9 protein-coding genes and 1 pseudogene are annotated in these 12,108 nt (G+C 72.2%); 5 read left to right on the top strand and 5 right to left on the bottom strand.

Annotation, left to right across the window (positions count from 1 at the left end; genetic code table 11):
• Positions 1-501 precede the first annotated feature (501 nt).
• Positions 502-1,146 carry a TetR/AcrR family transcriptional regulator gene (locus tag ACZ7PG_RS06810; RefSeq protein WP_470238134.1) on the bottom strand — a complete coding sequence of 215 codons (645 nt, stop codon included), beginning with the start codon at positions 1,144-1,146 and terminating at the stop codon, positions 502-504.
• A 50-nt stretch (positions 1,147-1,196) separates the two neighbouring features.
• On the opposite strand from ACZ7PG_RS06810, the gene ACZ7PG_RS06805 reads away from it, so the two are divergent.
• Both ACZ7PG_RS06805 and ACZ7PG_RS06800 read left to right on the top strand, forming a co-directional pair.
• Positions 1,197-2,324, top strand: coding sequence for a glycosyltransferase (locus ACZ7PG_RS06805; protein ID WP_470238133.1), 1,128 nt, complete (start codon positions 1,197-1,199; stop codon positions 2,322-2,324).
• On the top strand, positions 2,324-2,761 hold the full coding sequence (locus tag ACZ7PG_RS06800) for a nitroreductase/quinone reductase family protein (protein WP_470238132.1): 438 nt from the start codon (positions 2,324-2,326) through the stop codon (positions 2,759-2,761). The genes ACZ7PG_RS06805 and ACZ7PG_RS06800 overlap by 1 nt, the downstream gene beginning before the upstream one ends.
• A gap of 47 nt (positions 2,762-2,808) precedes the next feature.
• Here the strand turns inward: ACZ7PG_RS06800 and ACZ7PG_RS06795 are convergent, their stop codons facing one another.
• Positions 2,809-4,395, bottom strand: a complete 1,587-nt coding sequence (locus tag ACZ7PG_RS06795; protein ID WP_470238131.1) for a beta-1,3-glucanase family protein — start codon at positions 4,393-4,395, stop codon at positions 2,809-2,811.
• 148 nt (positions 4,396-4,543) lie between these two features.
• Between ACZ7PG_RS06795 and ACZ7PG_RS06790 the strand changes: the two genes are divergently transcribed.
• Together ACZ7PG_RS06790 and ACZ7PG_RS06785 are read left to right on the top strand one after the other, a co-directional pair.
• Complete coding sequence (locus ACZ7PG_RS06790) at positions 4,544-5,494, top strand: GlxA family transcriptional regulator (RefSeq protein ID WP_470238130.1); 951 nt, start codon at positions 4,544-4,546, stop codon at positions 5,492-5,494.
• A gap of 74 nt (positions 5,495-5,568) precedes the next feature.
• A pseudogene (locus ACZ7PG_RS06785) lies at positions 5,569-6,180 on the top strand (alpha/beta hydrolase); the annotation flags it as partial.
• On the opposite strand, the gene ACZ7PG_RS06780 reads toward ACZ7PG_RS06785, so the two are convergent.
• Entirely contained in the window at positions 6,147-6,872 is a 726-nt protein-coding gene (locus ACZ7PG_RS06780) for an alpha/beta fold hydrolase (protein WP_470238129.1), read from the bottom strand. The pseudogene ACZ7PG_RS06785 and the gene ACZ7PG_RS06780 sit on opposite strands and share 34 nt — an antisense overlap.
• A complete protein-coding gene (locus ACZ7PG_RS06775; protein ID WP_470238128.1) occupies positions 6,869-7,456 on the bottom strand; it encodes a TetR/AcrR family transcriptional regulator in 588 nt (195 codons plus the stop codon). The genes ACZ7PG_RS06780 and ACZ7PG_RS06775 overlap by 4 nt, the downstream gene beginning before the upstream one ends.
• A 96-nt stretch (positions 7,457-7,552) precedes the next feature.
• On the opposite strand from ACZ7PG_RS06775, the gene ACZ7PG_RS06770 reads away from it, so the two are divergent.
• Complete coding sequence (locus ACZ7PG_RS06770; protein ID WP_470238127.1) at positions 7,553-8,605, top strand: NAD(P)-dependent alcohol dehydrogenase; 1,053 nt, start codon at positions 7,553-7,555, stop codon at positions 8,603-8,605.
• Here the strand turns inward: ACZ7PG_RS06770 and ACZ7PG_RS06765 are convergent.
• Positions 8,589-12,050, bottom strand: coding sequence for a ricin-type beta-trefoil lectin domain protein (locus tag ACZ7PG_RS06765; RefSeq protein WP_470238126.1), 3,462 nt, complete (start codon positions 12,048-12,050; stop codon positions 8,589-8,591). The genes ACZ7PG_RS06770 and ACZ7PG_RS06765 overlap by 17 nt on opposite strands.
• Between the last annotated feature and the right edge of the window lie 58 nt (positions 12,051-12,108).

Genomic DNA, 12,108 nt, shown 5'->3' with positions numbered 1-12,108 from the left:
GGTTGGTTGCGGAAGACTGACTCCATGAGCGACGAGGCGAGACGCGCTGTGGTGGAGGCACTGGTCGAGCTTGCGCGAAGCCCTGACCATCGGGACAGGGCGGACGCGGGCCGGAGTCTGGCCGGCTTCGCCGAGATGCCCGAGGCCCGGGGCCATTGCTGTCGCTCGTGCTCGATGGCGGCGATACGTTCGTCACCCGGGTGACGGCGGAAGCCCTGCTTCGGCGTCGAGTTCTCCCGTGACCGGGACGCGGCCGCGCGAGTGTGCGAGGTGCTGGCCGAGGGCGCTGACGAGCAGGTGCGCCGTGGCGCGGACCAACTGAGCGCCGCGCTTGCCGGGATCGATCCGATCCTCCACCCGGCGCGGGATGGCTGACCCGGGCGGGATGCGTGATCGATCAGCCAGGCCGACCTCGCCGCGACGTCGGTGACGGTTGTCCCCGCTTGCTGACGGTGGCGGCTCGTCGGCCGCTGCGACCCGGATCCGACCGTTGCTCGGCGCCTACTGCTCGGAGCCGCGGCGCGCGAGGTCGAGGTGGTCGATCCGCAACGTCTCCGCGATCCGGTCCGTCAGCCAGGTCTCCGCCGCCGGGTAGGTCCAGCCGAAGTCGTCGACCAGGCGGCGCCAGGAGGGGTAGCCCAGGAAGTACGCCAGCACTTCGACCGCCTCGGCGGTCGATCCCGGCAGGGCGCCCAGGTGCCGCAGGCGTTCGGCGACCGCGCCGAGACCGCCGCGGAAGCCCTGCTCGGCCGCGGCCGCCGCGGCCGCCGCTCCTTCGTCGGTGCGGGCCGTCGTGAGCATCAGCTCGAAGACGTCCGCGTACTCCTGGGCGCCGAACCGGGCGGCTGCCACGCAGCCTCGGAGGACTTCGCCCGGGTCTTCGGCCGCGGTGACGCGGTCGGCCGCCTCCTGCAGGCGGGTGTCGCCCGCCGCGCTGGAGACCAGCTCGTCCAGCAACCGCGGCTTTCCGCCCACGCTCGCGTAGACCGTCGCCGCCGCCACCCGCGCGGCCGCCGCGATCTCCTGGATGGTCGTCGCGGCGTAACCGCGCTCGGCGAACAGCCGGCGCGCCGCGTCGAGGATGGCCTGCCGCGTCTGCGCGGCGGCCTCCCGGCGGCGGGGCGAGTTGTACGAGGTGGCGGGCACGGCAATGACTATAAGCCAAGCACGTTGACAAGAACGCTACTCTGATGAATATGCGTATCCTCTTGTCGACTGTGCCCGCGCACGGTCACCTGTTCCCGCTGCTGCCGCTGGGGCGGGCCTTGGCGTCGCGCGGTCACCAGGTCGGCGTCCTCACCGCCGGCGCGCTCGCGCCCGCACTGGAGAACGAGCCCCTCGAGCTGGTCGCCGCCGGTCCGGCGATGGACGGGGTGTTCGCCGAATCCGCGCGCCGCAGCGGTGACGACGGCACGACGGTGCCCACCTTCGCGATGGTCGCGACCCTGTTCGCCGACGTCCGGGTCGGGCTGGCCGGAGCCGAATCCCTGCGCGCCGCAAGGGAATGGCGCCCGGACGTGGTCGTGCACGAAGCCACCGACCTGGTCGGCCCGCTGGTCGCGGCCGCGCTCGACGTCCCGCTGCTGACCCACGCGCTCGGCCCCGGCCACCCACCCGAGCTGCTGAAGGCCTTCGCCGAGGCGGCCGCGCCGCGCTACGCCGAGCTCGGCGTCGACGCTCCCGTCGAGGCGGTCGGCGGGAAGTACCTGGACATCTGCCCGCCCGCGCTGCAGTTCCCGGGCTGGCAACCGCCCGCCGACCGGGTGCCGCTGCGTCCCGAACCGCACACGGTCCTCCCGTCGGCGCCGCCGGTGTTCGACGCTCCCGCTCCGGGACGCGGCCGGGTGCTGGTCACCTTCGGCACGCACTTCACCGCGCCCGAAATCGTTTCCCCGGTCGTGCGAGGCCTGACAGGGCAGGGCTTCGAGGTCGCCGTCACCGTCGGCCTCGGCCGGTCCGCCGCCGACTACGGTCTCGCGGACGACGTGCGACTGGTCCCGTTCACCCCGATGGCCCGGCTGCTGTCCCAGGTGGACGTCCTGGTCACGCATGGGGGCGCCGGCAGTGTGCTGTCCGGTCTCTCGCGCGGGTTGCCGCTGGTCGTGGTGCCCCAGGCCGCCGACCAGTTCGTCCAGGCCGAGCTCGTCGCGGCCGCCGGCGCGGGGGTCGCCGTCCGGCCCGGCGACGATCTCGCGCACGCGCTCGATCGGGCCGCCGGCCCGGCGGTGCGCGAGCGGGCGAGGGCGGTGGCCGCCGAGATCGCCGCGCTGCCCGACGCGGCGGCGCTGGCCGAGGCGTTCGCCGAAATCGTGGAGGTGCGCTGATGGCCGATCGGTACAGCGACCCGGACATGGGGTCGTGGAACGCGAAGATCATGGCCGAGTTCCGGGCCGGGCACGGCAAAGTCGGCGGCGTGTTCGCCGACGTCCCGCTGCTGCTGCTGACCACCGTCGGCGCGCGCAGCGGCCGCGAGTCCACCACGCCGCTGGGCTACCTGCCCGACGGCGACCGCCGGATCGTCTTCGCCACCAACGGCGGTCAGGCCCGAAACCCGGCGTGGTACCACAACTTGCTGGCGCAGCCGCGGGTGCGCATCGAGGTCGGCACCGGAACCCGAATCGAGGAGTACGTCTGCACCGCGTCGGTGCTCACCGGCGCCGAACGTGACGCGCTGTGGGACGAGCAGGAATCCCGCGCGCCGGTTTTCGCGGAGTACAAGAGCAAAACGGATCGGCTGATCCCGGTCATCGCCTTGGCGTAGCGCCGGGACGGCGTCCTCGAGGCGAGTCCTCGAGGACGCCGGGCGGGTCAGCCCCGGTGCCACTTCTGGTTCGCGCCACCGTGGCAGTCCCACAGGATGAGGGGTGCCCGGTCGTCGCCGTTCCACGCCTTGATGTCGACGCACTTGCCGGACTGCGGGTTGACGAGATCGCCGGCCGGGTTCAGGACGAACTGCTGCGCGGGGTTGCCGCTGCAGGTGGCGACCTGGATGGCCGCGCCGTTCTCACGCGAGCCCCAGGCGACGTCCATGCACATGTTGTTCGGCACCCGCAGCGTGTCGCCGGTGAACGTCCAGTCCTGGGCGATGGTGTTGTTGCAGGTGAACGTCTGCAGCTGGACGCCGTCGGCGAAGTTCCGCTTCGGCACGTCGATGCACTTGCCGTTCCAGTCGCTGATCAGCCTCGTGCCGGCCGGGTGCGACCCGCCGCCGGTGAAGCTGTTCAGGGTGATGCCGGCGGCCCGGGGGCTGCCGTCGTTCACCAAGGACTCGAAGTTGCCGACGTCGTCGAAGGCGAACGCGTAGGCCTTTCCGTCGGCCATGCTCGCGTGCACCAGCTTCGCGTACTGGTTGGTGGGGTTGCTCCGGTAGAAGTCGCCGCCGTTCCCGCCCGGCTGGGTGTCGATCGTGCCGAGGGTGCCGCGGTTGAGCGCGGCGCACAGCGTGCGCGCGATCGGGCCGACGACCTGGTCGTTGGGCGCGCCCAGAGCGCCGTCGCAGCCCCAGACGTTCGCCGAGGACGGCTTGGCGAACGACGCCACCTGCCGGCCGCTGCCGTCGGTGAAGGTCATCGTGGTGCCGGACGTGCGGCCGAAGTACTTGGTGTTCGGCTGGTCGCCGAAGGGGACGACGGTCAGCACCTTGCCGGTGTAGGCGTTCCACGCCGACGAGATGTAGGGGTCGAGGTAGCCGCCGCCGAGCTGTCCGGCGTCCGCCGCCTTGCCCGGGGCCAGGACGCGCAGCACCGTGCCGTCCGAGCGGGTCTGGACGGAACCGGCCCAGCCGGGCTGGGCCTTGATGCCGTTGATGACGCTGTCGCGGCCGCCCGGAACCAGGGAGCCGGTCGACTTCACGGCGCCCGAACCCGTCGTCACGCTCACCGTGTGCGGCACGGCGAACATGTCCACTTGGGAGCTGTTCAGCCAGAGACCGGCGTCGTTGTAGGTGAACTCGCTCCAGTCGAACAGGATGTCGCGGTTGGCGTCGCCGCCCGCCCAGGGCGCGGGCTGGACCAGACCACCCGGGGCGAGGAAGAACTTCAGGCGCTCGCCGAGGGAGAAGTAGACGCGACCGGAGACACCGCGGGGAACCTGGATGGTCGTGGTGCCGCCGTTGCCCGGGCCGGGGATGGAGACGTCGGGTGCCGGCACCGGGGGAGTGCCGCCGGCGCCCCAGGCGGTGAAGCCGCCTCCCGCGGTGACGTACCCCAGCTTGCCGGTGCTCAGGTCGACACCGAGGACGTAGAGGTGGACCGCGTCCGCACGACCGGTGTCGTTGGTGATGGACAGGGGGAGGAGCGCGGGGCCGGAGGCCGCGGCGGTACCGCCCCACACGGTCGTCGACGCGAACGCCACCAGCGTGACGACGATCGCGGACAGCTTTCTTCGAATGTGCAAAAGGGGCTCCTTTTCCGGTGGGTGGGACCGTATGCAGGCGCCGCGCGCGCGTCCATGGTCCGGGCGCAGGCAGGGTTCGTAGGTGCAGCGCGGCTGCCCGGACAGCTGTATGGACGGAATGACGGTCAGTAGCCGCTAGGATTCCGCCGTGGCCCGGCACCGGATGGTGGTCGTCCTCCTCGAGGACGTGCTGCCCCTCGACTACGCGATCCCGGTCCACGTGTTCGGCCGGGAGGCGCCGGAGGCGTACGACCTGGTGACCGTGTCCGTCGGGGGCGGTCCGGTGCCGGTGGCCGGGGGCACCACGGTGGTGCCGGACGGCGGGCTGGAGCTGCTGCGCCGGGCGGGCACGATCGTCGTGCCGGGGTACGCCGACGCCGTGGAGCGGGAGCTGCCCGGTTCGCTGCTGCGGGCGCTGACGGGCGCGCACCGCCGGGGCGTGCGGATGGTGTCGATCTGTTCCGGGGCGTTCGCCCTGGCGCGGGCCGGGGTCCTCGACGGGCTGACCGTGACCACCCACTGGTCGTTGTGTGCGGACCTCGCCGAGCGCTTTCCCGCGGTCGCGGTCGACCAGTCGGTGCTGGTGGCCGGAACGGATGCGGTGCTGACGTCGGGCGGGGTCACGGCGGGGGTGGACCTGTGCCTGCACCTGCTGAACGCCGACCTGGGACCGGCGGCGGCGCGGCACGTCGCGCGGCGCATCGTCATGGCGCCGCGCCCCGCCGACGGACAGCGGCAGTTCGTGGAGAAAGCGGTCGTCCCGCCCGGCGACGACGTCATCGCGCGCGCCCGGCAGTGGATGCTCGTGTCGCTGGAGCAGTCTCTCACGGTGAAGGACGTGGCGACGCGGTTCGCCATGTCCGAGCGCACGTTCCACCGGCGCTTCCGCGAGAAGACCGGCCTGCCTCCGTTGACCTGGCTGCGCGACCAGCGCGTCGCCCGGGCCAAGGAGCTCCTGGAGAGCACGGAACTGTCCATCGAGGACATCGCCCGCCGCGTCGGCTTCGGCACGGCGACCACCCTGCGCGTGCAGTTCCGGGGCGTGACCGGGGTTTCGCCCCGGGAGCACCGGAAATCCTTCACCTTCGGCGACGCCTGACCGTGGCAGTCATCTTTCGGTAGGTGGCAGTGCTGCCACTGTCCGCGGACTCCCGCGGCGCCGAGACTGAGGACATGAACCAGCCGACATTCGTTCTCGTCCACGGCGCCCTCACCGATGCCTCGGTGTGGCGCCGGGTTTCCGCGCGCCTGCAGGACGCGGGCCACTCCGTCATCGCACCGTCCTTGCCCATGCGCGACTTCGACGGCGACATCGCCTACCTCAGGCAGTTCCTGAGCACGCTCACCGGCCCGCTCGTGGTCGCCGCGCACTCCTACGCCGGGTCCGTCATCTCGGCTCCCGGCGCCCTGACCGACGACGTCCGGTCGCTGGTGTTCGTCACGGCGTTCCAGCAGGACGCGGGGGAGACGGCGGGCGCGCTCAACGGCAAGTTCCCGGGCAGCCTGCTCGTCCCGGAGAACCTGGTCGTGCGCGAGTACCCGGGTGGCGCGGAGGTGTACCTCCGGCCGGACCGGTTCGGCGACGTCTACGCCGGTGACGCCGATGCGCGCGACCGGAAGATCCTGGCCGCCGCCCAGAAGCCGTTCGACCCGGTGACCTTGGAGGGCAGCTTCGCGGACGCCGCCAGCTGGCACGCCCTGCCGTCGTGGGCGGTCGTGTCCACTCGGGACAACTCGATCCCGACGGAGGCTCAGCGGTGGATGGCCGAGCGGGCGGGCTCCACGGTCGTGGAGGTCGAGTCCTCCCACGCCGTTCCGCTGGTGCACCCGGAGGTGGTGGCCCGGACGATCCTCACGGCGGCGGACTGCTGACCAGGAGCGTCGCGACCGCGTCCGCGAACTCCTCCGGTGCCTCCTGCGGCGTCGGCGCCGTGCCACGTCGGCGACCAGCTGCGCCACAGCAGTGCGCAGAGTTCTTCGCGGTTGCGTTCGAGGCCACGCCGCCCGCGCTCCGAGTGGAAGTAGAACTGGTACCAGTAGGTCTGCTCCCACTCGGGCCTGGTGGGTTCGTTCGCGGTGGGGATGTGCTGGATGTTGTAGCCGTCCACGGTGACCAGCCCGCTCACGCGCTCCAGGTGCAGGGCCGCGGTGACGCAGGCCGCTCTGCCACCCCAGTCGTAGCCGGCGAGGACCGCCGAGCCGATGCCGAGCGCGTCCATGAACTCGACGAGGTCGTGGCCCAGCGCGGCCTGCTGACCCGACCGCATGGTCGATCCGTCGCGGAACGCCGTGGCGCCGAACCCCCGGAGGTAGGGGGCGAGCACGTGGGCGCCCCGGGCGGCCAGCCGCGGGGCGACCTCGTCGAACGACCGCACGTCGTAAGGAAAGCCGTGGAGCAGGATGACCGGCTCGCCGTCCGCCGGGCCCGTCCGCTCGTACGCGACGTCCAGCGCGGAGGTCGAGGCGAAGCCCGTCACTTCGCCATCACCGCGCGCCGGACGGTGTCGCGCAGCAGCGTGCGGCGTCTGTCGTGGTCCTCGGACGCCTCCTCCGCGGTGGCCGCGTACACGTTGCTGACCGGGGACCAGGCCATCGACATCGCGATGACCACGGCCATCACGTCGAACGGGTCGCCCGGGAGCACCAGGCCGGCGGCCTGCGCCTCGGCGATCGCCCGCAGCTTGCGGTCGTCGAGGCGGTCGGCGTCGGCGACGAGGTGGCCGGCCGGGCGTCGCTCCAGGCGGGCCCACGTGGCCAGGCGGATCAGGTCGGGGCGGCGCAGGTACTCGTCGTAGAGGCGCACGGCCCAGTCCGCGAGGTCGGTGGCGTCGATCGGGACGACGTTGACGATCCGCTCCAGCGACGCGAAGAAGATCGCGTCGAACAGCGCGTCCTTGTTGCCGAAGTACGCGTAGAGCTGGGCCTTGTTGGTGCGGGCCGCGCCCACGATCCGCTCGATGCGGGCGCCCGCGATCCCGTGCTCGGCGAACTCCCTGGTCGCGGCCTCGAGGATGCGGTCGCGGGTCGCGGTGCCGCGGGCGGTCGTGGGGTGGTCGGCCATCGGGCGAGCTTACCAAACAGAACAGTTGGTTTGCTTTTTCGCGAGACCGTGCCTACGGTGAAATAGACCGAACAGTCTGTTTGAAGAGGAGCCGGGATGCGGACGACCACGGGATGGGGAGCGGACGGCGGGGACCCGGTGCTGCGGCGGGTGCCGGTCGAACGACGGGACCTGCGGCCGGACGACGTCGCGGTCCGGGTCGGGTACTGCGGGGTCTGCCACACCGACCTCCACTCCCTCGACGCCCACTCCGGCGGCCTGCTCGTGCCGGGCCACGAGTTCACCGGCGTGGTGACCGGGATCGGGACCGAGGTGACGCGGTTCGCCGTCGGTGACGCGGTCGCCGTCGGCAACATCGTGGACTCGTGCGGCGTCTGCGTGATGTGCGAAGCCGGGCAGGAGAACTTCTGCCGCGAGTTCCCGACCCTCACCTACGGCGGCACCGACCGCCGCGACGGCTCGACGACGTCGGGCGGGTACACGCGGGACTACGTCGTCCGCGACCGCTTCACCCACCTCCTGCCCGCCGGGCTCGACCCGGCGGCCGCGGCGCCGCTGCTCTGCGCCGGGATCACCGTCTGGGAGCCGCTGCACAGCCTCGGCGTGGGGCCGGGCACGCGGGTCGCCGTCGCCGGGCTCGGGGGCCTCGGGCACCTGGCGGTCAAGTTCGCCGTGGCGCTGGGAGCGGAGACGACCGTCATCAGCCGGACGGCGGACAAGGCCGCCGACGCTCGCCGGCTGGGCGCCGGCGGTGTCGTCGTCTCCACCGACGCGGACCAGGTGGCCGCCGCCCGGGATCGGTTCGACGTCGTCATCGACACCATCGCCGTGCCGCACGACCTCGGTCCGTACCTGGGCCTCGTCGCCATGGACGGAACGCTCAGCCAGGTCGGGTACCTCGGGCCGGTGACCGTGCGGACGATGGACTTGCTGGTGGGGCGCAAGAAGCTCACCTCGGGCGGCAGCGGCGGCCTGCCCGTCACCGCCGCCATGCTGGCCTTCTGCGCCGAACACGGCGTCACCGCGGACGTCGAGGTGCTCCCGTCGGCGCGCGTCAACGAGGCCCTGGACCGGTTGCGGCGCAACGACGTCCGCTACCGGTTCGTCCTGGACCTGGCGGACCTGGACCGGGTCACGACCCGAGCGTGAACCGTTGTGCGGTCGTCGTGTTGCAGTCGTAGATCCGGAGCCGGTCACCCGGCTTGCCGGCGTTGTCCGGGTCGTCGAGGCAGCGTCCCGAGCCGACGTTGCGCAGCGTCCCGTCCGAGGCCGACGTCCATTGCTGCGCGGCGGAACCGTTGCAGTCCCACAGCTGCACGGGCGTGGCGTTCGCCGTCGCGCCGTTGACGACGTCGAGGCACTTGCCGAGCGTCCGCAGGGAACCGTTGCCCGGTGCGCTCCACCGCTGCGCGTCGGTGCCGTTGCAGCCGTACAGCTGCACCGCCGAGCCCGACGCGGGATAGGCGTCGGCGACGTCGGCGCAGAGCCCGGCCGGACCGGTCAGCGGCGCCGGTGGGAACTGCCACGTCTGGTCGGTGGTGGTGGCGCAGTCGGCGAGGCGCATGCCGTCGCCGGCCGCCGTCGCGGCGAGGCAGCGCCCGGAGTTCACCAGCTGGCCCGCCGCGGTCAGGCGCCACGTCTGGGCGGCGGTGCCGTTGCAGGTGTAGAGCTGGATCGGCGTCCCCGCGGCCGTCGAGCCGCCGGCCACGTCGAGGCACTTGCCGAGGACGCGCACCGTGCCGCCGCCGGCGGGCGGGGTGAGCTGCTGACCCGCCGAGTGGTCGCACGCGGCCAGCTCCAGCGCCGTGCCGTCGGTCGTCTGTCCGTTGTGGACGGCCAGGCAGAGCCCGCCGCGGCCGGACACCTGGCCCGCGGCGGGGTTGTCGGCGGCGCTGCCGGACAGCGTCACCGTGTGCCGCGCGTTAGACGGCAGGCTCGCCGTCGTCACCGTGACCGTGCGGGAGTGGGCGTTGTACGCCCACGCCGTCTCCGGCAGCCGCTGACCGTCGACGGAGACGGCGGTGGGCGCGGCGGAGTTGGCCAGCCGGAGGGTGTAGGCCCGGGCGGGGGCGGTCCCCGACGCCGGGTCGACGGTCAGGGTCTTCGCCGAGTCCTGCCAGCCGAACCGGGTGGTCGACGACGCCCCGGCGCCCTCACCCGAGTCTTCGTAGAGGGAGAACGTGCCGTCGGCGCCCGCGGTCACGTTCAGCGTGAGCTGGTCGACCGGCGCGGCCGCGTTGTCGACGTAGTTCGTGCGCATCGGCACGATGCCGCCGGCCTTGACCAGGACCGGCATCTCCGACAGCGGCTTGGTGATCGTGGCCGTCGACGGTCCGGTGTAGACGGTCCCGGTGAAGTAGTCGGTCCAGGTGCCCGGCGGGATCCACGCCGACACCGACCCGCCCGCGGCGGTGATCGGGGCGACGAGGACGTTGTCGCCGTAGAGGTATTCCTGCGGGTGGGTGTAGGCCGCGTCCTGGTCCGGGTAGTTCAGGTAGAGCGGCTGCGTGATCGGCACGCCGGTCTGGTTCGCCTGCTTCGCCAGGGTGTAGGTGTACGGGACGAGGGATTCCCGCAGGCGCAGGAACTTCTCCGCGCTGTCGCCCGCCGCGCCGGGATAGTCCCACGGCAGCCGGTCGCCGTGGTCGGAGTGCAGCCGGTCGACCGGCTGGAACGTCCCCAGCTGCAGCCACCGTGCGTAGAGCTCGTCGGGCAGGTGACCGCCGTGGAAGCTGCCGATGTCGTGGCTGACGTTGCTGAGCCCCGCGGCCGCCTCGTCCGACGTGAAGTGGGCTTCGTAGGCGAGCATGTCCCAGCTCAGCGGCGTGTCGCCGGTGAACTGCAGCGTGTTGCGGCGCTCCGACCACGGGCCGAGCGGGTAGCTGCTGTGGATGCCGCCCTGCTCGGCGCCGCCGATGCGGCCGAAGGAGAAGCCGCGCAGGCCCTGGGCGGCCGCGTGGTCGGCGTAGGCCTGGTTGATGAAGTTGTCCGGCGCGACGCCCGGGTCCGACGCCGTCGAACGGCCGCAACTCGTGCAGTAGTCCAGCCACCACGTCCGGACGCCCTGGGCGTCGAACGGCTGGTGCAGGTCGAAGTAGGAACGCAGGTGCGCCGGCTTCGACCAGTCCCAGACGTAGTTCCCGCCGTCGGGGATCAGGCCGCCCGCGGTCGCGTTCGTGGCCGCGAACCGCGGATCGTTGCCCGCGATGGACGTGTGGACGTTCAACGAGACAGCCAGACCTTGCTGCTTGGTCCAGTTCAGGAAGCCCTGCGGGTCGGGGAAGAGCGCGGAGTTCCAGTTCCAGCCGTTCCACTGCGAGGGCGACTTCCAGTCCGTGTCGACGACCAGCCAGTCGATCGGGGTGAAGGTCGAGCGGAACTTCGGCAGCAGGCTCGTGCGGTAGTCGTTGTCCGAGTAGGCGAAGTAGCGGGAGAACCAGACGCCGTAGGCCGAGCGCGGCAGCAGCGCGGTGCCCCCGGTGAGCGCGTTGAGGTCGGCGAGGCCCTGCTTGAAGTTATTGCCGTAGCCGAAGAAGTACCCGTCCTGGTAGGGCTGCGTGCCGTGCGACGCCCGGTCGGTGATCGTGCGGTCGGCGTTGAGGACGGCCGAGCGGGTGTCGTCGAGCAGGTACCAGCCGTCGCGGTCCAGCAGGCCGGGGTGTTCCGGGGTCGGGACGGCCTCCGGGTTGTCCAGCGAGCGGTCCCAGCCGCCCAGCACCGACTTCGGCCCCGCACCGTAGGCGGTGGTGAGCAGCGCCGTGTCGGCGGCGGGGTAGCCGGCCGCGGCCGTGGTGACGGCGAGGCTGTCGAGGTTGACGTTGCCGGAGTCGCCGGACTTCCGTTCCACGCGCAGGGAGTTCGTCCCGGCGTTCAGCGGCACGGTCACCGACGCGGTCGCCCAGGTGTCCCACGACGCGGTGGCCGGCAGCGTGAACTGCGGGCCGGGAGCGCCGTTGACGGTGGTGGACAGGGTGCGCGTGGTGTTCTGGCCGTCGCCGCCCTGGGCGTTCGCGTAGCGGACCGTCAGCTTGTACTGCCCGGCCGACGGCACGGCCGAGACGTCCTGCGCGAGCGACGCCCCGACCGAGGTGAATCCCGCCAGGAACCCGGATCCGGTGCGCCCGGCGTGGTCGTAGGCGGTCGCCGCCGAGCCGCCCGGGACGCCGTTCTCGGCCTCGCACGCCGTCGCGAAGGCGCAGTAGGACGGGAACAGCGGCGCGGCGGTGACGTTCGTCGTCGTGAGCTGGACGGAGGTGTTGTCCTGGGTGAACGGGCCACTGCCCTGCCGGTACCGCAGCGTCAGGCTCGCGGTCCGGATCTCGCGGTAGCCACCGCTGACCGTGGTCGTGTAGCCCGGCGCGGGGAAGGACCGGTTCACGGCGGTGAAGGTGGCCTGGTCCTGGAACCGGTCGTCGCCGGCGTACTCGAGCCGGATCAGCGTCGGGGTCAGCACCTGGAACCGCGCATGGCCGTCTTGGACGACGGCCTGGTCCGCCTGTGCGGCCGGGGCGGCCTGCGCGGCGGCGGGTGCCGTGGCCATGGTCAGCGCCGCCACCACCGTGAGGACCGTCTTCGTCGACTGTGATCGGATCACGCGCACTCCTCGTCCACGCTCCGGACCGGTGATCGTCCGCACCCACTGTCAACGTTGT

The sequence above is a fragment of the Amycolatopsis sp. NPDC114504 genome, assembly GCF_055633595.1.
This window is presented reverse-complemented; position numbering and strand designations above follow the sequence as displayed.